The organism is Henriciella marina, from assembly GCF_027213945.1.
GTDB classification, from domain to species: domain Bacteria; phylum Pseudomonadota; class Alphaproteobacteria; order Caulobacterales; family Hyphomonadaceae; genus Henriciella; species Henriciella marina_A.
On the sequence record NZ_JAPWGW010000001.1, the window covers coordinates 534,947 to 555,680 of the forward strand.

Here is a 20,734-nt window from a genome sequence, read left to right on the forward strand (position 1 = left end):
GGGAGGGATGGACGGCGCGAGGACTAGCGCAGCGCCAGCGTGTGGGTGGTGGTCTCGCCATCAAGGGCGAATTTCGCAGCACTCCAGCTCGGCGGGCCAAACCGCACCGGCGCATTATTCGAGAAACCATAGGGCTCTGCTGGAATACCGAAGTTTCCGCGCTTCAGCTCACCATTGGAATCGACATCGTGGTAAAGCTTGATCGCAACTTCGCCCTCAGGCAGCCCGTCCAGCATCACGGTCACAGTGCCTGTCGCTGCGTCGGCCTGGGCCTCGGCGATTGAGGCATCGGTCTTCCAGCCTGTCTCGCTATCGAAGACGCCAATCAGGATCTCACCGGAGGCGGTTTCGACACCGGTAATCGTCAACTCGACACTAGCACCCCAGGCGGTCGGGGCTGCAAGGGCAATCAAGCTGGCAAGGGCTGCAATCTTTTTCATGGTCTCGGGTCTCCGTGTGTATTGAAGTTTGTCTGTCTGCGGACCTCGCTGTGCCCGGCCTCCAGAACATGCAGGTGCAACCGCACGGCCTCGACCAAGTTTGCGTCAGGGGTCTGGAATCCTTCGCGAAATGCGGCCAATGTCATTCACGAAGCGCGAATGAAGAGGGGCCTGCAGCTTGCGTATCGCGATCGACTGGAAGAAACGCGGACGCGAAGCGTTGCTGTTGGCAAGCATCTCGCTCTTTCTTGCGTTCGTGCGCCCCTATGGCAGCAACAGCAACGCACCTTTCCTGCTCAATTTCGGCATATGGCTCCTGCTCATCGTGACAGGCTCAGTTGTCGGAGAGCTGACGGTGAACGCCTATTATCGCCTGCGGCCCAATGGCCCGGCCTGGCTGATGATCGTCATCACCTCGCTCGTCACGGCTGCGGGCGTGACCTTCGCCATCTACGCCCTGGCTTTCGTAACGGGCGGCTATATCCGCGTCGGCACCGGGCCGGTTCACATCATCTATTTCTACGTGCTGGTGATCGCGACGGCGATGACGCTCGTCGGCTATACGGTCAGCCGCGCCTTTGACCTTGCCGGGCCGGATTTCGTCCATGCCGCCGACGAAGGCAACGCCGTCCAGACTTTCCTTCAGCGTCTCCCCGTTAAATACCACACTGCAGACCTCTGGGCGGTCACATCTGAAGACCATTACTGCCGCGTCTTCACCTCGCTCGGCAGCGACCTCATCCTGATCCGGCTTTCCGATGTCGAACGAGAGCTTGCCGATGCGGACGGCCTGCGGGTCCATCGTTCCTGGTGGGTTGCCCGCAAGGGCGTGGCTCGCGCCGAACGCACTGACGGCAAGCTGAGACTGATCCTCCACTCCGGCGAGGAAGTCCCCGTCTCCCGCTCCTACCAGGCCGCGGTGAAAGATGCCGGCTTCGCGAGCTGAAGCGCCGTCGCCACAAAGATATCCGGACCTGCCCGCAAACAGTCCCATTCCAGTCCGGAATGGAACCTATTCGCAATGCAGCATGTTTGTTGCCCGATAACTTCTTACATCCGCCGGGTTGGACACAGCCCGGAAGATTACCGGAACAGCAAGGCCGCGCGCCGAAGGACAAGGATCATGACCCAGGGATTCTCAAAAGGCCTTTCGCTAGCCGCACTCGCGCTCATTGCCGCCCTGACCCTCATCATGGCCTTCGCCCCGGCAGGATCGATCTATCAGGGCTAGGATCTGCCTCAGTCTGTCAGCTTCCTGATTCCGCCAGCTTCAATAGAACTGGCCCAATCAGCAACCCTCTGACCCCCGACAACCAACTCAGGTGCAATCTCCGCGAGCGGCACCAGCACGAAGGCCCGCTCCGTCATGCGCGGATGCGGCAGGGTCAGGCGCTCACTTTCCAGCGCCACGCCATCCATCCAGAGCACATCAATATCGATCAGCCGCGGCCCCCAGCGTTCACCCGGCACGCGGCCAAGCGCCACTTCAAGATCCTTGCAGGCGGTGAGCAGGTCCAGCGGCGCAAGAGCGGTCTCCACCAGCGCGCAGGCATTCACGAAATCGGGCTGATTCTCGACACCCCAAGGTGGGGTGGCATAGAGGCTGGATCGCGCCGTGACCGACACGTCCACCATCGCGTCCAGCGCATCAATCGCCCGGCCGATCATCTCGGCGCTGTCGCCAAGGTTCGAGCCAAAGGCCAGCGCAGACCTAGTCACGGCTGAGTTCGATCTCCACGCCGACATGGTCGAGGAAATGCCGGATCGGCGCATTCGGCTTGCGGATGCGCACGCGCACGGTCGAGACCAGTGGAAACGTCTCCATCACGCCATGCCCGATCCGCTCAGCCAGCGTCTCGATCAGGTTGAACGGCCCGCTTGCAGAGATGTCATGTGCAAGGTCACAGACTTTCCCATAGTCGACCGCGTCCTTCATCGTGTCAGACGGGGCTTCGTCGCGCGCCACCAGGCACTCAATGTCAGCATAGAATTTCTGGCCGAGGCTCTTTTCCTCGGCGATAAGGCCGTGAAAGCCGTGAATGCCAAGGTTCTCGACAAAGACCCGTTCAGTGCGCCGCATTTTCTATGGTCTCCCAAAGCTCGATCGCCTGCCGGTGGGCAGCAACATCATGGACGCGCAGCATATGCGCGCCCCGGCGCAGCGAGTCGAGGCCAACAGCGACAGACGCTGCATCCCGGTCCGCTGCCGCCTCAATACCGAGGCGCTTGCCGATAAAGGATTTGCGCGACACGCCGATCAGGACGGGCAGGCCGAGGCCGACAAGATCACCCACCCGTGCCAAAGCCTGAAAGTTCTGCTCATACGTCTTCGCAAAGCCGACACCCGGGTCGAGGATGATGTGATCGCGCGGCAGGCCTTCAGCCTCGCACGTCGCAATCGCGCTCTCAAAGAAGGTCAGCATGTCCGCGCCGGCATCCAGAGCAGCGTCTTTCACCCCGCGATTATAGGTCAGCACATAGGCCGCGCCCGCCTCTGCTGCGACGCCCACAATCGCCGGGTCGGACCTCGCGCTCACATCATTGACGATCACCGCACCCGCCTCGCACGCCGCCTTCGCGACGCCTGACTTGTAGGTATCGATCGACACAGGCGCACGCCCCGGCCCAGCGAGCGCCTCGATCACGGACACCGTGCGCGCCAGTTCATCGGCCTCACTCACCGGTTCTGCGCCCGGCCGCGTCGACTCACCGCCAACATCCAGAATATCCGCGCCCGCCGCCACCATGGCTTCGGCATGGGCAAGCGCCGCGCCTGCCTCATCGAACCTGCCGCCATCGGAAAAGCTGTCCGGCGTCATATTCAATATGCCCATGATCAGCGTGCGGCGGCGCGCCTCTGCCAGCAATGTATCGCGCAGGCGCCCTCTGTCCTCGCGCGAAAGGCTCATACTTTCGGCCCACCCGGCATGACAGGCCGGTCGCGAAAGCCGCCCATGGACAGCACCCGGTCATACATGACCAGCGCACCCGCAAGGCTCACATTGATGCAGAAGCGCGTCGGGATCTTCACCACATGGTCACAGCGCGCAAGCATTTCCGGCGACAGGTCGCCCCGCTCCCGGCCCAGCACATAGGCCGCAGATTTCGGATGGCGGAATTCCGGCAGCTCGATCGCATCATCGGTGAGCTCGATCCCTACCATCTGACAGCCCTTGGGCAGCGCGATGTCGTCCATTGCATTCCACTGATAATAGGGCACGCTCTCGAACGTCTTTGACGTGTCCGCCTTATAGGCGACCTTCACCCGGTCGGCCGCGCCGACAGAGAACACAAAGCTCGCCCCGAACGCATTCGCCGTCCGCATTAGCGCGCCAAGATTCATAGGCTTGGAGATCCCCTCAGCCCCAATCGCAAAATAACCGCGCATGACTCTACCCTTCTGCCCCCGCCGTGAACCGCCAGGTGACGAGCACTGCGAGGAACAAGACCGCCGTCACCGCCGTCGCAAGGCGGGCTATCTTGATGTGACGGATCGCGGCCGGATACTCGGTGCGCAGCCAGGTCGCGGCCTCGCCGACGGCGTCGCCCGCGTCCAGCTTGTCTGTCCCGGCCACGGCATGCACCACAGCAAAGCGCGCTGTGCCGTCTTTCAGCTCACTGAACTTTGCCTGCGCGGCCCGGCGCAGCACCAGCCCCGCCATCACGCGCATCTGCACCGCCAGCGCAAACAGGAAGGCGACCAACACACCCGCAATGAAAAAGCCCAGCGTCGCGCCGCTCATGCTCCGATCACCTCATCGTCGCGACGTCGAAGCGGCCCGCGCTTGTCACGACACCGCGCTTCATCGTCTCGGCATTGAATACCACTTCGACATGGCCCAGCACGTCGAGGCAGATCATGCCGCCATCTCCGCCCAGCAGGGTCAGATCTTCGAGTGAGCCTTCCGCCGCCTCGCGCAGGCCTTGCTTGCCATAGCGCACACGAGAGCTGACATCGGCTGCCGCATTCGTGCGAAGGAAATACTCGCCCTGCCCCGTACAGCAGACTGCGACCCGCTCATCTGCCCAAAGGCCAGCACCAATGATCGGCGTATCGCCCACCCGGCCCGGCGTCTTGCCAAGCAGCCCGCCTGTCGATGTCGCAGACGCGAGACGTCCATCTGTGTCCAGCGCCACCGCGCCGACCGTGCCGTGCGCCAGCTCGCCCTTTTTCACCGGGCGCGTCACTGCAGGCCTGTAATAGCTTTTTGGGCTGTGGACCTTCTCCAGCTTGTGCTCGCGCGCAATCATCGCTGCGCCCTTGCCGACGATCAGCACATGCGGCGTCTTTTCCATGACAAGGCGCGCCGCGGTGACCGGCGACTTGTAGCCGCGCAGTGACGCCACCGCGCCTGCATTGCGCGTGCGCCCATCCATGATGGCCGCGTCCAGCTCCCACTGGCCGATCGCATTGGGGGAAGAGCCGCGACCGGCAATGTGATGCCCGCATTCTTCCAGCGCGATGACCAGCGCATGCACCACATCGAGCGCCTTGTCGCCGCGCGCCAGACGCTTTTCGCCCTCGCGCAGCAGTTCGGCCATATGCGTCTCTGCCACCGCATGGTCACGCTTCCTCAGCGGACCGGCTCCACCATGAAGGGCCAGCGCCCAGCTTTTCGCCATCTTCTCAATGCTCCAGCTACGAGGTGCTTTTTCCTCGCGTCATGCTTCACAGCGCGCGGTGCCATGGATAGGCTCGGCCCGTCAATTACATGTCCCACAAGACACTGCCAAGATACAGCAAGAGGAACACGCCCATGAAAGCCCTACTCTCCAAGACGCCCGGTAAACCTGACGCCCTTGTTCTGGAAGACGTTCCCGCGCTCGAGCCCGGCAAGGGCGAAATTGTGATCGACGTCAAAGCCGTCGGCGTGAACTATCCCGACGTCCTCATCATCCAGGACATGTACCAGTTCAAGCCAGAGCGCCCCTTCTCGCCGGGCGGTGAGCTTTCCGGCATCGTCAAATCCGTCGGCGAAGGCGTCACCAAGGTGAAAGTCGGCGACCGCGTCATGGGCTCGATCGGTTGGGGCGGCATGGCAGAAGAAGCCAAGGTCGATGAGGCCCGTGTGCGTCCTTTCCCGGACTCCATGTCCTTTGAAGAGGCTGCGGCCCTCCTGATGACCTATGGCACCTCGTATTACGCCCTGAAGGATCGCGGCAATTGCAAGGCCGGCGAAACCCTGCTCGTCCTCGGCGCGGCTGGCGGTGTCGGCCTCGCAGCCGTCGAACTTGGCGCGGCCATGGGCATGGAGGTCATCGCGGCCGCCTCCAGCCAGGACAAGGTGGACCTCGCCATGGAAAAAGGCGCAAAGCACGGCCTTGTCTATCCGCGCGGCCCGCTCGAACGCGCTGACCAGAAAGCCCTCTCCGACAAGATCAAGGAACTTGGCGGCGGCGGCGTGGACGTCATCTATGACGGCGTTGGCGGCGACTATGCTGAACCGGCCCTGCGCGCCATGAACTGGGATGGCCGCTTCCTCGTCATCGGCTTCCCGGCCGGCATCCCGAAAATGCCGCTCAACCTCACCCTGCTCAAATCCTGCAACATCATCGGCGTCTTCTGGGGCGCCGCCGTCGCCCGCGACCCGAAAGCAAACGAGCAGAACATCAAGGAAATCTTCGAGCTCTACGAACAGGGCAAGATCAAACCCCACGTCTCCAACACCTACCCCCTCGAAAAAGGCGCCGACGCCATCACCGAACTGATGGACCGCAAGGCCAAGGGGAAGGTTGTCGTGACGATGTAGGCCTCGCGCCCACTCGAACAGCAAAGACCGGCAGCAACCCTGCCGGGCTTTTTTGTGTGCTCTGCACCTGAAACTCCGCTCACGCCCGCGCAGGCGGGGGTCTCAGCCAATTGAAGTGCAGAAACTGCCTCACGAGATCCCCGCCTTCGCGGGGATGAGCGGATAAAACTACATCAGCGCATCAGCGAGGTCGCGCCAATCCGGGTTAGCCTCTTCAATCAACCTGATCTTCCAGGCGCGTTCCCATTTCTTGATGCGGCGCTCTCGCTCAAAAGCAGACTCGCGTGTCTCGTGAACGTCTACCCAGACAAGCATTTCGCAATTATACTTCGCCGTGAAGCCGCCAATCACGTGCTCGCGATGCTCCCATGCGCGCCGGTTTATGTCGTCCGTCATGCCGGTATAGAGCACACCGTTCGGCTTGTTCGTCATGATGTAGACGTAGAAGGCCATGACGTCTGGTTAGGACCTCTTCTCACAATCCGCCATAGATTTCACATCCGCTCATCCCCGCTCAGGCGGGGATCTCAGCCAGGTGGAGCGCAACGCATGTCTCACGAGATCCCCGCCTTCGCGGGGATGATCGGAACACTGTTAGCCCCAGAAACGCCCCAACCCCCCCCACCCAGTACGCCCCGTACAAACGCACAATCATGGTTAACGTCCCCGCGGAAACAATTCTTCCGTCCGCATGGCTGGCGGGTACGGCTATCCTTAATACATGTTGCCCGAACCGCCCCAGCTTGACCGGACCTTGCAGCGCCTCTGGCAACATTTAGCCAGGCTGGCGGCCGGCTTGCTGGTCATGGTCGAGCAGTCGGGGCCAACCGCACCGCCGCGCTGGATTCGCCCGTCACTATTGGCCGCTGAGGCACTGACCCGCCGTCTACTCGTGCTGGAAGCACGCTCTCTTGGCCCCCTGCAGCCACTACCGATGCGCCTCGCCGCCTCCACCCGGAATGCTCGCGCCGCCGGTTCCGCCCTCGCCCCCTCAAGGCGCGGTTTCCAGCTCACCGAACCCATTACCTCCTTGCGCGCCGGGTTCTGGATCGAGGGTCAGAAGAAAGGCCGCTTCGGCCCACGCCCGCAGCCCAGAATCCTTGAAATTCTGAGCGCGAATTCACCAAATATCGCGGGAGGTAAAACGGATCGTTCGAATAAATTGGCCGAGCGGCTCCACGCCCTTCTCGCTGTCATCTACGAACCAGCTGCCGCCGCCCGCCGCATGGCGCGAAGGATGACCCCAAGAGCGAGCAAGGATGGCCTCATCAGGAAGCGGTCGCCGCTCCGGGCCGGACCGCCGCCTGGCTCTGGCTCTGGCTCACGCCAACTGGCTCCCTGGCTGGCCGAAGCACTCAGCATGGTGAGCCTTGAGCTTCGCCTTCACCCGCCGCCCGCCCCTTCCAAACGCTCGTAATAAAGGCCGAAACGCACCCGTCCGGTGCGGCCAAAGGCGCTTGTCTGCTACCGCCAGGTTTGCGCTTTCGATGCTTCGGACAGGATGCGGGCCAGTTTTTCCCTGGTCCCGGTCGCCTTCCAGCTCTTGTGCAGCCTGGCCAGCCAGTGGCCCGTCGCATAGCCCGCCTCACCAGAGAGCTGCCAGGGTCTGGGCAGCAGCGGGCTGCCCATGACCTCGGCGACATGGGCCATTTCCAATGGCGAGGCAAAGTAAAGTTCGCGGCCCTGATGGCTGAGCGTCCAGACAGGATAGCCCTTTCCCATCTCCTGCGGCGGCAGCGGCGGATCATAGACAGCCGGCACGCCCCAATGCCCGCCTTTCTGTCGTTTATGGACGAAAGGTGTGACGGGCGAAATAACCCGCTTTGGCCGGTATGATCTGGTGATACGCATCGGCCCGCACCTTAGAAGGCGCGGGCCGTTATGTTTAGTCGCTTTGAATGGGCTCGCCCTTAAGCGACGCGTTCGACCATCATGTGCTTGACCTTGGCAATCGCCTTGGCCGGGTTCAGACCCTTCGGGCAGACCTGCGCACAGTTCATGATGGTGTGACAGCGATAGAGCTTGAACGGGTCTTCAAGATCGTCGAGCCGCTCACCGGTTGCCTCGTCGCGGCTGTCGATCAGCCAGCGATAGGCCTGAAGCAGAGCTGCGGGGCCGAGATACTTGTCGCCATTCCACCAATAGGAGGGGCAGGACGTCGTGCAGCAGGCACAGAGAATGCACTCATAAAGCCCGTTGAGCTCATTGCGCTGTTCTTCGGACTGCTTCCATTCCTTCTCAGGCTCCGGCGTATCGGTCTTGAGGAAGGGCTGCACATAGGCGTGCTGGGCATAGAAATTGGTAAGATCCGGCACGAGATCCTTGACCACGGGCAGGTGCGGCAGCGGCGCGATCGTGATCGACGACCCGGCAATCTCATCCCAGCCCTTGGTACAGGCAATCGTATTGTGCCCGCCAATGTTCATCGAACACGACCCGCAGACGCCTTCGCGGCAGGAGCGGCGGAAGGCCAGGGTCGGGTCGACATTGTTCTTGATCCAGATCAGGACGTCGAGAACCATGGGACCGCAACGGTCCATATCCACATGATAGGTGTCCCAGCGCGGATTGCCGCCCTCTTCAGGAGAGTAGCGGTAAATCTTGAACGCCTTTGTATTCTTGGCGCCATCCGGCTTTGGCCACTGCTTTCCCTTCTTGGGCGCAGAACCTTTGGGTAGTGTCAGCTGAACCATATCGCTCCCCTAGTACACACGCGCCTTGGGCTTGATGTACTCGATATCGTTCGACATCGTGTACTCATGCACCGGGCGGTAATCGATTGTCACCTTGCCGGAGTCATCGACCCAGGCAAGCGTGTGCTTCATCCATTCTGTATCGTCGCGGTCTGCAAAGTCCTCGCGGGCGTGGGCGCCGCGGCTTTCCTTGCGGTTGGCGGCTGAGTTCACCGTCACCGCAGCCTGCGCGATGAGGTTGTCGAACTCGAGCGCCTCGACAAGATCGGTATTCCAGATCAGGCCGCGATCCTTCACATCCATACCGCCGACGCGGCCATAGATATTGTCAATCTTCTCGACGCCTTCATCGAGGACTTCACCGGTGCGGAAGACGGCGCAATTGGTCTGCATCGCCTTCTGCATATCCATGCGCAGCTGCGCGACAGGCTGGTCGCCCTTCGCATTGCGCACGCGGTCGAAGCGGGCAAGGTGGCTGTCGGTCTGGCTGTCGCGCACTTCCGGCTGGCTCGCACCCGCGTCCAGCGTGGCACCACAGCGAAGACCGGCGGCCCGGCCGAAGACCACAAGGTCAATCAGCGAGTTGGAGCCGAGACGGTTTGCGCCATGGACCGACACACATGCCGCTTCACCCACGGCCATCAGGCCTTGGACAACGCTATCGGGGTCGCCGCCCTTCTTGGTGAGAACCTCGCCGTGATAGTTCGTCGGGATGCCGCCCATATTATAGTGGACGGTCGGCAGGACCGGGATCGGCTCTTTCGTGACGTCGACGCCAGAGAAGACTTTCGCGGTTTCCGAAATGCCCGGCAGGCGCTCTGCCAGCGTTTCCGGCGGCAGGTGTTCAAGGTGCAGGTGGATATGGTCCTTGCCCTCACCGACGCCGCGGCCTTCGCGAATCTCCACGGTCATGGCGCGTGCTACGACATCGCGAGAGGCAAGGTCCTTCGCCGACGGGGCATAGCGCTCCATGAACCGCTCACCCTCGGAATTGGTCAGGTAACCGCCCTCGCCGCGTGCGCCCTCAGTGATGAGGCAGCCTGCGCCGTAAATGCCGGTCGGGTGGAACTGGATGAACTCCATGTCCTGCAGCGGCAGGCCGGCGCGAAGCACCATGGCATTGCCATCGCCCGTGCAGGTGTGCGCGGACGTACAGGAGAAGAAGGCGCGGCCATAACCGCCCGTCGCGAGGATCGTCTTCTGCGCGCGGAAGCGGTGAAGCGTGCCGTCGTCGAGCTTCCATGCGGTCACGCCGCGGCACGCGCCTTCATCATCCATGATGAGGTCGAGCGCGAAATACTCGATGAAGAATTCGGTCTCTTCCTTGACGCACTGTCCGTAGAGCGTGTGCAGCATGGCGTGACCGGTGCGGTCGGCGGCGGCACAGGTGCGCTGAACCGGCGGGCCTTCGCCATATTCGGTCGTGTGGCCGCCGAACGGGCGCTGATAGATTCTGCCCTGCTCGTTGCGCGAGAAGGGCATACCCCAGTGCTCAAGCTCGTAAACAGCTTTCGGCGCTTCGCGGCAGAGGTATTCGATGGAGTCCTGGTCGCCGAGCCAGTCGGAGCCCTTGACCGTATCATACATGTGCCAGCGCCAGTCATCGGGGCCCATATTGCCAAGCGACGCGGCGATCCCGCCCTGCGCGGCAACCGTGTGCGAGCGGGTCGGGAAGACCTTGGAGATACATGCCGTTTTCAGACCGGCCTGCGCCGCGCCAAGCGCAGCGCGAAGGCCAGAGCCGCCGGCGCCGACAACGACGACGTCATAGGTGTGATCGACAAACTTGTAGTCAGACATGGTGACGTTTTCCTTCGGGGACGAGGCAGCTTTTACAGCCCCGCCGAAATCCAGACTTTGAGGACAGACAGGGCGGTAGCCGTGAAAAGTCCTACGCAGACGAATGTGTTCAGGATCAGCAGACCCTGCTTCATTCCTGCTTTGTGAATGTAGTCCTCGATGATGACCTGCATACCGAGGCGCATGTGGTAGAACGCCGCGCCGAGTGTGAGAATCATCAGAATGGCGTTCCAGGGTTGGGCGAGCCAGACCGTTGCGCCATCAAAGCCGCCGCGGCTGGCCGCGATGACAGCGTACAGAAACCACGGGACGAGAAAGAGAAGCGCAATCGCGGAGACGCGCTGTTTGATGTGGTGACCGGTGCCGGACTTGGCAGAGCCAAGACCGCGGGCCGCCGCGGTAGGTGTCTTGAAGTTCGTCGTCATGCCCGCCCCCTAGAACAGATTGGTCGCAAGCGACCAGATGATGGCGGCAGCGACGATGCCGAAAGCGAAGTTCACGATGGACCACATGCTCGCGACCTTCGGATCAAAACCCGCCTTGGGGCCATCCCAGATAAGGTGACGCAGGCCATTCGCGAGGTGAAAGAGCACCGAAACCAGCCAGAAGAAAAGGAGGATCTGCCCCACGGGGTGCAGCATCACCGCCTCGACCGCCCCATAGGCTTCGGCCCCTGATGCGAGCGCAATAAGCCACGCGCTGACCAGCAGGGCGCCAAGATAGTTGCCAACGCCGCTGACGCGGTGAAAGATCGATGAGGCCATCGTCCAGTGCCATTTCCACACCTGAAGGTGTGGTGACATCGGGCGTGGATCAGTCCACTCTGAACCTGACATTGGGGTCTCCCGAGAAATATGCCTTACGACACCGGGTTCTAGATTGGTGCAGCGCGGTGTCAACGCGACAAGAAAGGTCAAATGCGCATGAATCTCCGTTCTCTTGCTACAGCTCTACTGCTTTCCGTCGCGTCGCCCGCCCTCGCCTACGCCCAGTCCAGCGCCGCAGACGAGAGAGGGGCCCCGTCAATCGAACAGATAGTCATCGACTATGAAGCCCTGATCCGCTCGATCGATCCCGGCGAGGCAGCCCGGGCGCAGGATCGCGCCCCGGACCGCTGGGCCGATGTATCTCCAGAGCGCATAGAGAAGACGGCGAATGAGGCCCGCGCCCTCCTCGCCCGGCTGCAGGAGATCGAGGACCACTCGACGCCCGATTGGAAAATCCTCTCCCACCTTCTGGAAAGCCATATTGTCGAAGCCGAATTCGATACGGCCCGTCTGCCGTTCAATGGCGATTGGGGTTTTCAGGCAGAGCCGCTCTATGCTGCGCGCCAGGTTCGCATCCAGAATGAGGATGACGCCGAGGCCTGGCTTTCGCGCCTCAACGCCATTCCCCGCTATTTCGACGATCACAAGATGAATATGAGACGCGGGATCGAGACCGGCTGGACCTCGCACAAGGACCCGCTCGCCACAACCATGGCGCAGATCCGCGAGCAGGCCAATGTCTCGGCTGAAGAGAGCGGGCTCTACGCCCCTCTGAAAAACCTTCCCGACACGATCAGCCCCGAAGCGCAGGACATGATCCGGGCGAGCGGTCGCCGCGCGGTTGCAAAGGCCATCGAAGCCTATGCTGAAGCGCTCTATTTCATGGAAAGCACCTATGCGCCCGCCGCGCGCGCAGATGCGGGGATCGTAAACCTCGAAGATGGCAAAGACTATTATGCGGCCGTCATTACCTACCACACGGCCGGCGCCGGCTACTCGCCCGAAGAAATCCATCAACTTGGTGAGCGCGAAGTCGCCCGCATTCGCGGCGAAATGGAGACCATCATCGAGGAGCTCGGCTATCCTGGCAGTTTCGAGGACTTCCAGAACTTCCTGCGCACCGATCCGCAATTCTATGCCGAAACGCCCGAGGATCTTCTTGAAAAGGCATCGCGCCTTTCAAAGCGTCTCGATGCCATGCTGCCTGCCTATTTCGGCAAGCTGCCGCGCCTCACCTATGGCGTCATTCCGGTGCCTGCTGAAATCGCGCCAGGCTATACGACAGGGCGTTATTCAAGCGGCGATCTCGAGAAAGGGATTGAGGGCAACTACCTCGTCAACACATATGCGCTCGACCAGCGTCCGCTTTATGAGCTCCCTGCCCTTTCCGCGCATGAAGCCGTGCCGGGCCACCACCTGCAGATCTCGCTGGCGCAGGAGCTGGAAGACATTCCGCGCTTCCGCCAGCAATATTACGCGACAGCTTTCGGGGAGGGTTGGGGTCTCTACGCCGAGAAGCTCGCGGGTGAAGCCGGTATCTATGAGACCCCCTATGAGCGGTTCGGCGCCCTCTCCATGGAGATGTGGCGCGCTTGCCGCTTGGTCGCGGATACGGGTCTTCACTGGTATGGCTGGAGCCGCGAAGAAGCCGAAGAATGCTTCACGAACAACTCCGCGCTCGCTCCGCTCAACATCCAGACCGAGGTAACCCGTTACATTGGCTGGCCGGGACAGGCCACGGCCTACAAGATCGGTGAGCTCAAAATTCTCGAACTCCGCGCCGGCGCGAAAGAGGCACTCGGCGCAGACTTCGATATTCGCGACTTCCACGATGTTGTTCTAGGCGCAGGCGCCCTGCCGCTCGACGCATTGGAGGCGAGGGTGACGGAGTGGATTGAAAGCGAAATGGAAGACTCTGCAGTGCCTGACGCAGAATAGAGACAGCCTTAGGGCCGACCCGCTTGCGCTGCGGCAGCAGCCGCGCCACATGGGCGAGCCATGTATCGCTTCTTCGAACGCCGTCTGAACCCATTCCCGGAAACCCAGGGCGGCTTGCCGCCCGGCCGGTTCCTGCCGTTCGTCTGGCATTATATTCGCGGCGCGGTGCCGTGGCTGGTCGCCATGTCATTCTTCACGGCCATCATCGCGGCTGGCGAGGTCGCTCTGTTTGGCTTCCTCGGCGGGATTGTCGACTGGCTTGCAGAGGCTGACCGCGACGGCTTTGTCCAGCGCGAGGCGGGCACACTAATCCTCATGGCCGGGGTTCTGCTGATCGGCCTTCCAGTCGCCACGCTATTGCAGGGGCTGATTGTCTATCAGGGCCTCATGGGCAACGTCCCAATGGGCGCACGCTGGCGCATGCACCGCCAGATGCTGGGCCAATCCATGGACTTCTTCGGCAATGAATTTGCCGGCCGCGTCGCGACCAAGGTCATGCAGACCGCCCTGTCTGTGCGCGAGGCCGTGATGAAGGTGCTCGACGTCTTTGTCTTCGTGATCGTCTATTTCGTCTCGGCGCTCGCCCTTGTGGCGAGCGCGGACTGGCGCCTTACCCTCCCGCTTATCCTGTGGGCGGTGGTCTATGGCTTCATAATGTACTGGTATGTGCCGCGCCTAGGAAAGATCGCCGAGGAGCAGGCCGATGCCCGTTCCATCATGACCGGCCGCATCGTCGATTCCTATACCAATATCCAGACGGTGAAGCTGTTTGCCCATTCCGGCCTTGAGGAAGACTATGCCAAGGGCAGCATGTCCGGCTTCCTCGGCACGGTCTATCGCCAGATGCGCTTGGTCACGAGCCTCAACGCCATTGTCTATCTCAACAATTCGCTGCTCGTTTTCCTGATCGCCGCTGGCGGCATCTATCTCTGGCTTGGAGAGTTGGTCACCGCTGGCGCCGTGGCTGCTGCTGTTGGCCTCGCCTTGCGCATCAAGTCCATGTCGCAATGGATCATGTGGGAAGTTGCCGCCCTGTTCGAAAATATCGGTGTGGTCTTCGATGGGATGGCGATGCTGAAGAAGCCCGTCGCGGTCCAAGACAGCGTTGGCGCGCAGCCGCTGCCACCCGTGAAGGGCGCGGTCCGCTTTGACGAGGTCACCTTCCATTATGGAAAGGGAAACGGCGTCATCGAAAAGATGACCTTCGACATCAAACCGGGCGAGAAGATCGGCCTGGTCGGCCGCTCGGGCGCGGGCAAGACGACGCTCACCAACCTTCTCCTTCGTTTCTACGACGCAGAGTCCGGGCGCATCCTCGTCGACGGGAACGACATCGCCGCCGTCACGCAGGACTCGCTGCGCTCGCAGATCGGCGTGGTGACACAGGACACGTCCCTGCTCCATCGCTCCATTCGCGAGAACATCGCCTATGGCAGGCCGGGCGCGACTGATGAGGATATCCTCGCGGCCGCTGGGCGCGCCGAAGCGCTAGGCTTCATTCATTCGCTGAAAGATGCGCAAGGCCGGACCGGCCTCGATGCCCATGTCGGCGAACGTGGTGTGAAGCTCTCTGGTGGCCAGCGCCAGCGCATCGCGATTGCCCGCATCTTCCTGAAAGACGCGCCGATTCTCATCCTTGATGAGGCGACCTCCGCGCTCGATTCCGAAGTTGAGGCCGCCATTCAGGGCAGCCTGTTCGACTTGATGGAAGGCAAGACCGTGCTCGCCATTGCGCACCGCCTGTCCACGATTGCAGCGATGGACCGTCTTATCGTGCTCGACCAGGGCGAGATCGTTGAACAGGGCACGCATGAGGCACTTGTTGCAGCGGGCGGGCTCTATGCAGACCTCTGGTCACGCCAGTCCGGCGGCTTCCTTGTCGAGCCGGAGCCTGCGAAAGACTATTTAGAAGAAACAGAGCAATGAAACTGACCATTCTCGAAACCGGATTGCCGCCGCAGGCGATGCAGAATGACTGGCCGCGCTATCCGGCCATGTTCGAAGACCTGATCGCGCCGCACCTGCCGGGCCTTACCTGCGAAAGCGTCGCGGTCATCTCTGGCGAGCCCTTCCCAGAGCTTGAAGACGTCGAGGCCCTGCTCGTGACCGGCTCTGCAGCTGGCGTCTATGAGCAGCATGACTGGATGGGTCCCCTCCTCAACATGATCCAGCGCGCCGCCGCCAAGGGCGTGCCGCAGATCGGCGTCTGCTTTGGCCACCAGGCAATCGCCAAGGCACTGGGCGCGAAAGTGGAAAAGTCCGACAAGGGCTGGGGCATTGGCCGGCATGTCTATGATGTCTGCGAGCGCCCGGACTGGATGGGCGATTTTTCTGCCGACACATTCTCTCTGGGTGTGAGCCATCAGGACCAGGTCCAGAGCCTGCCGCCCGGCGCCAGCGTGGTCGCCCGCTCGGAATTCTGTAATTTCGCCGTTCTGGACTATGGCCGCGTGCCCGCGATCAGCTTTCAGGGCCACCCGGAGTTTTCCAGCGGCTTCTGCTGCGCGCTCTACAATGTCCGCCGCGGCACCGCGTTTCCAGCCGAGCATGTCGACGAAGCCTGTGACAGTCTCGAAACGCCTGTCGATAATGATCAGGTCGGCAAATGGATGGCGAAATTCCTGCTGGACAGCGCGCGGCGGAAATAAACAGGCCTTCAGGCTGGAAAAGCGTCATCTTTTCATGCCATCACAGGTCGCAGACAGTTCAAGGAGATCCGGCCCATGATGCCGAAGCCGCGCGCCGACATTGCCCCCAACTCGATTGAGTTCGAAACCCTGCCGCTGGTCAAGCCGACCGGCTTTCGGGAATACGATGCGCGCTGGTGGTTTGGCATCCCCGGAAGCGACAAGGCGCCAGAGTTAAACCTGCTGGGCGCTGAAGCGCTTGGCCTCGGCATGGCAACGCTTTTCCATGAGCTCGGCGTTCAGCCAAAGGTCGTCACGGGTCACGACTTCCGCTCCATCTCGCTGCCGATCAAGAATGCCCTGAAGCTTGGCCTCGTGGCCGGTGGCTGCGAGGTTCTGGATGTCGGCCTGGCGCTGTCACCAATGGTTTACTGGGCCCAATTCGAGCTCGATGCCGATTGCTGCGCCATGGTCACCGCCAGCCACAATGAGAATGGCTGGACCGGCGTGAAGATGGGCGCGAACAAGCCGCTCACCTTTGGCCCTGACGAAATGGGCCGGCTGAAAGAGATCGTGCTGAATGGTGACTTCCAGCCGCGCGCGGGCGGCGGGACCTTCCGCGTCGATGGCCTGCGTGAGAAATATATCGCGTCGGTCTCGGAAGGCGTTTCACTGAAGCGCAAGCTAAAAGTCATCGCGGCGTGCGGCAATGGTACGGCAGGCGCGTTTGCGGCTGACGCCCTTCGCGCGATGGGCGCAGACGTCATCGAGATGGACTGCAATCTCGACAACACCTTCCCGAAATACAATCCGAACCCCGAAGACTCCAAGATGCTCCACGAGATGGCGAAGGCCGTGAAGGAGCATGGCGCGGACGTCGCGCTTGGCTTTGACGGCGACGGGGACCGTTGCGGCGTCGTCGACAATACGGGCGAGGAAATCTTCGCCGACAAGATCGGCCTGATGCTGGCGCGCGACCTCTCCAGGGTCCATCCAGGTGCCAACTTCGTCGTCGATGTGAAGTCGACCGGCCTCTACAAGACCGACCCGGTCCTCAAAGAGAACGGCTCGACCGTCGATTACTACAAGACGGGCCATTCCTACATTAAACGGCGCACGACAGACCTCGGCGCACTGGCAGGCTTTGAGAAGTCGGGTCACTTCTTCTTCCGCCCGCCCATCGGACTTGGCTATGATGATGGCATAGTCGCAGCAGGCGCGATACTGCAGATGCTGGACCGCAACCCGGACAAGACCATGGCCGACCTCAAGGGTGAGCTTGGTATCGCCTATACTTCTCTCACCATGTCGCCGCACTGCGATGACGAGATCAAATATTCGGTCATCGACAAGATGGTCGCCGAGTATGAAGGCATGGCCGGTAAGGAAATCCTCGGCCGGAAAGTCGTCGATGTGAACACGGTTAATGGTGCGCGTGTCACGCTGGAAGATGGGTCATGGGTGCTGGTGCGGGCATCATCTAACAAGCCGGAACTGGTGGTCGTCGTGGAAAGCCTTCAGTCTGAAGACGATATGCGCGACCTTTTCCGCAAGGAGGTCAAACCGCGCCTTGGTCAGCACAAGGAAGTCGGCGAATATAATCAGGAAATATAGGGCTGTCCCACCTGCCCCACCGGCTTGACCTTCTGGCATAAAAACCGCACCCCTCGCCGCAAAATCGTGGCAGCAACGTAAAACAGGACTGAAGCCATGCGCGTAGCGATGATCGGAACAGGCTATGTCGGCCTTGTCAGCGGGGCATGCTTTGCCGATTTCGGCCATGTGGTCACTTGCGTCGACAAGGATGCGGGCAAGATCGACCGGCTGAACAGAGGTGAGATCCCGATCTTCGAGCCGGGCCTCGATGCGCTGGTTGCCCAGAATGTCGAAGCGGGCCGTCTGGCCTTCACGACCGAAGCAAAAGACGCCATCGCAGAGGCCGATGCGGTGTTCATCGCGGTCGGCACGCCATCCCGGCGCGGCGATGGTCATGCAGACCTCTCCTATGTCTATGCGGCCGCCAAGGAAATCGCCGAGCTCATGGACGGTTTCACCGTCGTCGTGACCAAGTCGACCGTTCCCGTCGGCACGGGTGACGAAGTTGAGGCCATCATCCGCGAGACCAATCCGGATGCTGACTTTGCCGTCGTCTCCAACCCGGAATTCCTGCGTGAAGGTGCGGCAATCAAGGACTTCAAGATCCCCGACCGGGTTGTCGTCGGCACCGATAGCGAGCGCGCCCGCGAAGTGATGCGGGAGCTTTATCGCCCGCTCTTCCTCAATGAGACGCCGATCCTGTTCACCAGCCGTCGCACCTCAGAGCTTATCAAATACGCCGCGAACGCCTTCCTTGCTGTGAAGATCACCTTCATCAACGAGATGGCGGACCTCTGCGAGGCCGTTGGCGCAAACGTTCAGGAAGTCTCCCGCGGTATTGGTCTCGACGGCCGGATCGGCCGAAAATTCCTGAATGCGGGCCCCGGCTATGGCGGCTCCTGCTTCCCGAAAGACACGCTCGCGCTGACCAAGACGGCGAATGATGCTGGCTGCCCGGTGCGCATCGTCGACACGGTCGTCGAGGTCAATGCTGCCCGCAAGCGCGCCATGGCCGACAAGGTGATCAAGGCGATGGGCGGCGACGTGAATGGCAAGACGATCGGCGTGCTTGGCCTCGCCTTCAAGCCGAACACGGACGATATGCGCGACGCCCCGTCGCTCGACATCATTCCGGCGCTCACCGAAGCTGGCGCGAAAGTCATAGCCTACGACCCGGAAAGCATGCATGAGGCAGAGAAGCTCCTCTCCGGCCTCGACTATGCAGAGAGTGCCTATGAAGCCATCGATGGTGCAGACGCCATGGTCATCATCACCGAATGGGACCAGTTCCGTGCGCTCGACCTCGACCGGGTGAAGACCTCCCTGAAGAGCGACATCGTTGTCGACCTTCGCAATATCTATTCGCCTGAAGACATGGCCAAACGAGGCTTCACCTATATTAGCGTGGGACGTCCCTGATGCACCTGGCACCCCGGATCATGGTCACCGGCGGTGCCGGTTTCATCGGCTCTTTCCTGTGTGAACGCCTGCTCGATCAGGGGGCCGAAGTTCTCTGCGTCGACAATTTCTTCACGGGCACCCGCAGCAATGTTGCACACCTCATGGGAAATCCGCGCTTCGAACTGATGCGCCATGATGTGACGTTCCCGCTCTTTGTGGAAGTCGACCAGATCTACAACATGGCCTGCCCAGCAAGCCCGATCCATTACCAGTTTGACCCCGTGCAGACGACGAAGACGTCGGTCCATGGCGCGATCAATATGCTGGGCCTCGCCAAGCGGACCAAGGCGAGGATCCTCCAGGCCTCAACGTCTGAAGTCTATGGCGACCCGGAAATCCATCCGCAGGAAGAAAGCTATTGGGGCAATGTGAACCCGATCGGCCCGCGGAGCTGTTATGATGAGGGCAAGCGCTGCGCCGAGACGCTCTGCTTTGACTATCACCGCCAGCACGGGGTTGAGATCAAGGTCGCGCGTATCTTCAACACCTATGGCCCGCGCATGCACCCGAATGACGGGCGCGTCGTCTCCAACTTCATCATGCAGGCGCTGCGCGGCGAGGACATCACCATCTATGGCGATGGCAGCCAGACACGTAGCTTCTGTTTCGTCGACGACCTTGTCGACGGGCTCATCGGCCTGATGAACACCGATACCGGGGTCACTGGCCCTATCAATCTTGGTAATCCGGGTGAGTTCACCATCAAGGAGCTGGCCGAGCTCGTCATTGAGATGACCGGCACCTCGTCACAGCTGGTCCAGAAGCCGCTGCCGCAGGATGACCCGCGAAAGCGAAAGCCGGACATCACCCGCGCCCGCAACACGCTCGGCTGGGAACCGCAGGTGAAACTCCGCGACGGGCTTGAGAAGACCATCGCTTATTTCAGAGAGCTGCACGCGGCTGGCTAGCCCGATGGGCCCATCATTGCTAAAGCGCCCGGATACGCGCAGGAGGCCCGCATGAAATTTTTTGTCGACACCGCAGACACAGATGAGATCAAGTCGCTCGCAGAGGCGGGCCTGATCGATGGCGTGACGACCAATCCGTCGCTGATTGCGAAGTCAGGACGCAACATGTCCGACGTCATCGCCGAGATCTGTGATCTGACCACTGGCCATGTCAGCGCCGAAGTCGTCGCGACCGATTTCGAAACGATGGTAAGCGAAGGCCGCAAGCTTCAGAAGATTGCGTCCAATGTCGCAGTGAAACTGCCGCTGACCATGGACGGGCTAAAAGCCTGCCGCACCCTTAGCGATGCAGGCACGGCCGTAAACGTTACGCTCTGCTTCTCGGCCAATCAGGCGCTTCTCGCCGCCAAGGCCGGTGCAGCCTATATTTCGCCGTTCATTGGCCGTCTCGACGATATGAATATCGACGGCATGGAAGTGATCGAGGAAATCCGGATCATCTATGACAATTACGCCTTCGAGACCGAAATCCTGGCCGCGTCGATCCGCAATGCGAACCATGTAAAGCTGTCCGCCCTCGCCGGCGCCGATGTGGCAACGGTCCCGCCGAACGTACTGCGCGGCCTCGCGAACCATCCGCTGACGGATAAGGGTCTCGCCGCATTTCTCGCCGACGCCGAGAAGGCCGGCATCAAGATCTGATAAAGTATGCGCCCGTGAAAGGCGCGATATCCACCGGGCCCACCCGCCCGAC

The 20,734-nt window shown here is 61.3% G+C and carries 23 protein-coding genes; 10 read left to right on the forward strand and 13 right to left on the reverse strand.

From position 1 onward, the window contains the following. Positions 1-23: 23 nt before the first annotated feature. Complete coding sequence (locus O4G74_RS02690) at positions 24-440, reverse strand: DUF2141 domain-containing protein (RefSeq protein ID WP_269401121.1); 417 nt, start codon at positions 438-440, stop codon at positions 24-26. Between the two features lie 178 nt (positions 441-618). Here O4G74_RS02690 and O4G74_RS02695 point away from each other — a divergent pair, with 178 nt between their 5' ends. Then, positions 619-1,386, forward strand: a complete 768-nt coding sequence (locus O4G74_RS02695; RefSeq protein WP_269401122.1) for a LytTR family DNA-binding domain-containing protein — start codon at positions 619-621, stop codon at positions 1,384-1,386. Between the two features lie 293 nt (positions 1,387-1,679). Here O4G74_RS02695 and folK read toward each other — a convergent pair whose 3' ends face one another. From folK to O4G74_RS02725, 6 genes are read right to left on the reverse strand one after another with little or no spacing between them, the layout of a single operon-like run. Next, positions 1,680-2,159 carry a 2-amino-4-hydroxy-6-hydroxymethyldihydropteridine diphosphokinase gene (gene folK / locus O4G74_RS02700; protein WP_269401123.1) on the reverse strand — a complete coding sequence of 160 codons (480 nt, stop codon included), beginning with the start codon at positions 2,157-2,159 and terminating at the stop codon, positions 1,680-1,682. Then, positions 2,152-2,520: a dihydroneopterin aldolase gene (gene folB, locus O4G74_RS02705; RefSeq protein ID WP_269401124.1), complete on the reverse strand. Its 369-nt coding sequence runs from the start codon at positions 2,518-2,520 to the stop codon at positions 2,152-2,154. The genes folK and folB overlap by 8 nt, the downstream gene beginning before the upstream one ends. Beyond that, a complete protein-coding gene (gene folP / locus O4G74_RS02710; protein WP_269401125.1) occupies positions 2,507-3,349 on the reverse strand; it encodes a dihydropteroate synthase in 843 nt (280 codons plus the stop codon). The genes folB and folP overlap by 14 nt, the downstream gene beginning before the upstream one ends. Beyond that, positions 3,346-3,828 (reverse strand): RNA methyltransferase, encoded by a 483-nt coding sequence (locus O4G74_RS02715; protein WP_269401126.1) that lies wholly within the window; start codon positions 3,826-3,828, stop codon positions 3,346-3,348. The genes folP and O4G74_RS02715 overlap by 4 nt, the downstream gene beginning before the upstream one ends. Positions 3,829-3,832: 4 nt before the next feature. Beyond that, positions 3,833-4,183, reverse strand: a complete 351-nt coding sequence (locus tag O4G74_RS02720) for a hypothetical protein (RefSeq protein WP_119379328.1) — start codon at positions 4,181-4,183, stop codon at positions 3,833-3,835. A gap of 7 nt (positions 4,184-4,190) precedes the next feature. Beyond that, positions 4,191-5,063: an isoaspartyl peptidase/L-asparaginase family protein gene (locus tag O4G74_RS02725; protein WP_269401127.1), complete on the reverse strand. Its 873-nt coding sequence runs from the start codon at positions 5,061-5,063 to the stop codon at positions 4,191-4,193. A 134-nt stretch (positions 5,064-5,197) separates the two neighbouring features. On the opposite strand from O4G74_RS02725, the gene O4G74_RS02730 reads away from it, so the two are divergent. Continuing rightward, positions 5,198-6,190 carry an NADPH:quinone oxidoreductase family protein gene (locus O4G74_RS02730; protein WP_269401128.1) on the forward strand — a complete coding sequence of 331 codons (993 nt, stop codon included), beginning with the start codon at positions 5,198-5,200 and terminating at the stop codon, positions 6,188-6,190. Positions 6,191-6,358: 168 nt separating this feature from the next. Here the strand turns inward: O4G74_RS02730 and O4G74_RS02735 are convergent, their stop codons facing one another. Beyond that, positions 6,359-6,643 carry a GIY-YIG nuclease family protein gene (locus O4G74_RS02735; protein ID WP_269401129.1) on the reverse strand — a complete coding sequence of 95 codons (285 nt, stop codon included), beginning with the start codon at positions 6,641-6,643 and terminating at the stop codon, positions 6,359-6,361. A 268-nt stretch (positions 6,644-6,911) separates the two neighbouring features. Here O4G74_RS02735 and O4G74_RS02740 point away from each other — a divergent pair, with 268 nt between their 5' ends. Further along, positions 6,912-7,607: a hypothetical protein gene (locus O4G74_RS02740; protein WP_269401130.1), complete on the forward strand. Its 696-nt coding sequence runs from the start codon at positions 6,912-6,914 to the stop codon at positions 7,605-7,607. A 47-nt stretch (positions 7,608-7,654) separates the two neighbouring features. On the opposite strand, the gene O4G74_RS02745 is transcribed toward O4G74_RS02740, so the two are convergent. Genes O4G74_RS02745 through sdhC form a run of 5 tightly spaced genes read right to left on the reverse strand, consistent with a single transcriptional unit; the run spans position 7,655 to position 11,519 of the window. Next, positions 7,655-8,041: a hypothetical protein gene (locus O4G74_RS02745; RefSeq protein ID WP_269401131.1), complete on the reverse strand. Its 387-nt coding sequence runs from the start codon at positions 8,039-8,041 to the stop codon at positions 7,655-7,657. Positions 8,042-8,100: 59 nt separating this feature from the next. Beyond that, positions 8,101-8,883, reverse strand: a complete 783-nt coding sequence (locus O4G74_RS02750; RefSeq protein WP_269401132.1) for a succinate dehydrogenase iron-sulfur subunit — start codon at positions 8,881-8,883, stop codon at positions 8,101-8,103. Positions 8,884-8,892: 9 nt separating this feature from the next. Next, a complete protein-coding gene (gene sdhA, locus O4G74_RS02755; protein WP_269401133.1) occupies positions 8,893-10,683 on the reverse strand; it encodes a succinate dehydrogenase flavoprotein subunit in 1,791 nt (596 codons plus the stop codon). A 32-nt stretch (positions 10,684-10,715) separates the two neighbouring features. Continuing rightward, the gene (sdhD, locus tag O4G74_RS02760; protein WP_269401134.1) at positions 10,716-11,108 is read right to left on the reverse strand and encodes a succinate dehydrogenase, hydrophobic membrane anchor protein; all 393 of its coding nucleotides are present in this window, start codon (positions 11,106-11,108) and stop codon (positions 10,716-10,718) included. Between the two features lie 9 nt (positions 11,109-11,117). Further along, the gene (gene sdhC / locus O4G74_RS02765) at positions 11,118-11,519 is read right to left on the reverse strand and encodes a succinate dehydrogenase, cytochrome b556 subunit (RefSeq protein ID WP_269401135.1); all 402 of its coding nucleotides are present in this window, start codon (positions 11,517-11,519) and stop codon (positions 11,118-11,120) included. Positions 11,520-11,606: 87 nt separating this feature from the next. Between sdhC and O4G74_RS02770 the strand changes: the two genes are divergently transcribed. From O4G74_RS02770 to fsa, 7 genes are all read left to right on the forward strand, one after another. Beyond that, positions 11,607-13,388, forward strand: a complete 1,782-nt coding sequence (locus O4G74_RS02770) for a DUF885 domain-containing protein (protein WP_269401136.1) — start codon at positions 11,607-11,609, stop codon at positions 13,386-13,388. Positions 13,389-13,448: 60 nt separating this feature from the next. Continuing rightward, entirely contained in the window at positions 13,449-15,314 is a 1,866-nt protein-coding gene (locus tag O4G74_RS02775; protein WP_269401137.1) for an ABC transporter ATP-binding protein, read from the forward strand. After that, entirely contained in the window at positions 15,311-16,036 is a 726-nt protein-coding gene (locus tag O4G74_RS02780; protein WP_269401138.1) for a type 1 glutamine amidotransferase, read from the forward strand. The genes O4G74_RS02775 and O4G74_RS02780 overlap by 4 nt, the downstream gene beginning before the upstream one ends. 78 nt (positions 16,037-16,114) lie before the next feature. Beyond that, a complete protein-coding gene (locus tag O4G74_RS02785; RefSeq protein WP_419715362.1) occupies positions 16,115-17,629 on the forward strand; it encodes a phosphomannomutase/phosphoglucomutase in 1,515 nt (504 codons plus the stop codon). 96 nt (positions 17,630-17,725) lie between these two features. Continuing rightward, on the forward strand, positions 17,726-19,030 hold the full coding sequence (locus O4G74_RS02790) for a UDP-glucose dehydrogenase family protein (RefSeq protein WP_269401140.1): 1,305 nt from the start codon (positions 17,726-17,728) through the stop codon (positions 19,028-19,030). Then, positions 19,030-19,980: a UDP-glucuronic acid decarboxylase family protein gene (locus O4G74_RS02795; protein ID WP_269401141.1), complete on the forward strand. Its 951-nt coding sequence runs from the start codon at positions 19,030-19,032 to the stop codon at positions 19,978-19,980. Before O4G74_RS02790 ends, O4G74_RS02795 begins: the two co-directional genes overlap by 1 nt. A gap of 51 nt (positions 19,981-20,031) precedes the next feature. Further along, positions 20,032-20,682, forward strand: coding sequence for a fructose-6-phosphate aldolase (fsa, locus tag O4G74_RS02800; protein ID WP_269401142.1), 651 nt, complete (start codon positions 20,032-20,034; stop codon positions 20,680-20,682). Positions 20,683-20,734: the final 52 nt, after the last annotated feature.

What these genes read in the sequence shown, in the direction of transcription:
- O4G74_RS02690 (WP_269401121.1), bottom strand. Translation starts at nt 440, where the DNA reads ATGAAAAAGATTGCAGCCCTTGCCAGCTTGATTGCCCTTGCAGCCCCG.
- folB (WP_269401124.1), bottom strand. Translation starts at nt 2,520, where the DNA reads ATGCGGCGCACTGAACGGGTCTTTGTCGAGAACCTTGGCATTCACGGC.
- folP (WP_269401125.1), bottom strand. Translation starts at nt 3,349, where the DNA reads ATGAGCCTTTCGCGCGAGGACAGAGGGCGCCTGCGCGATACATTGCTG.
- O4G74_RS02715 (WP_269401126.1), bottom strand. Translation starts at nt 3,828, where the DNA reads ATGCGCGGTTATTTTGCGATTGGGGCTGAGGGGATCTCCAAGCCTATG.
- O4G74_RS02720 (WP_119379328.1), bottom strand. Translation starts at nt 4,183, where the DNA reads ATGAGCGGCGCGACGCTGGGCTTTTTCATTGCGGGTGTGTTGGTCGCC.
- O4G74_RS02725 (WP_269401127.1), bottom strand. Translation starts at nt 5,063, where the DNA reads ATGGCGAAAAGCTGGGCGCTGGCCCTTCATGGTGGAGCCGGTCCGCTG.
- O4G74_RS02730 (WP_269401128.1), top strand. Translation starts at nt 5,198, where the DNA reads ATGAAAGCCCTACTCTCCAAGACGCCCGGTAAACCTGACGCCCTTGTT.
- O4G74_RS02735 (WP_269401129.1), bottom strand. Translation starts at nt 6,643, where the DNA reads ATGGCCTTCTACGTCTACATCATGACGAACAAGCCGAACGGTGTGCTC.
- O4G74_RS02740 (WP_269401130.1), top strand. Translation starts at nt 6,912, where the DNA reads ATGTTGCCCGAACCGCCCCAGCTTGACCGGACCTTGCAGCGCCTCTGG.
- O4G74_RS02745 (WP_269401131.1), bottom strand. Translation starts at nt 8,041, where the DNA reads ATGCGTATCACCAGATCATACCGGCCAAAGCGGGTTATTTCGCCCGTC.
- O4G74_RS02750 (WP_269401132.1), bottom strand. Translation starts at nt 8,883, where the DNA reads ATGGTTCAGCTGACACTACCCAAAGGTTCTGCGCCCAAGAAGGGAAAG.
- sdhA (WP_269401133.1), bottom strand. Translation starts at nt 10,683, where the DNA reads ATGTCTGACTACAAGTTTGTCGATCACACCTATGACGTCGTCGTTGTC.
- sdhD (WP_269401134.1), bottom strand. Translation starts at nt 11,108, where the DNA reads ATGACGACGAACTTCAAGACACCTACCGCGGCGGCCCGCGGTCTTGGC.
- sdhC (WP_269401135.1), bottom strand. Translation starts at nt 11,519, where the DNA reads ATGTCAGGTTCAGAGTGGACTGATCCACGCCCGATGTCACCACACCTT.
- O4G74_RS02770 (WP_269401136.1), top strand. Translation starts at nt 11,607, where the DNA reads ATGAATCTCCGTTCTCTTGCTACAGCTCTACTGCTTTCCGTCGCGTCG.
- O4G74_RS02775 (WP_269401137.1), top strand. Translation starts at nt 13,449, where the DNA reads ATGTATCGCTTCTTCGAACGCCGTCTGAACCCATTCCCGGAAACCCAG.
- O4G74_RS02780 (WP_269401138.1), top strand. Translation starts at nt 15,311, where the DNA reads ATGAAACTGACCATTCTCGAAACCGGATTGCCGCCGCAGGCGATGCAG.
- O4G74_RS02785 (WP_419715362.1), top strand. Translation starts at nt 16,115, where the DNA reads ATGCCGAAGCCGCGCGCCGACATTGCCCCCAACTCGATTGAGTTCGAA.
- O4G74_RS02790 (WP_269401140.1), top strand. Translation starts at nt 17,726, where the DNA reads ATGCGCGTAGCGATGATCGGAACAGGCTATGTCGGCCTTGTCAGCGGG.
- O4G74_RS02795 (WP_269401141.1), top strand. Translation starts at nt 19,030, where the DNA reads ATGCACCTGGCACCCCGGATCATGGTCACCGGCGGTGCCGGTTTCATC.
- fsa (WP_269401142.1), top strand. Translation starts at nt 20,032, where the DNA reads ATGAAATTTTTTGTCGACACCGCAGACACAGATGAGATCAAGTCGCTC.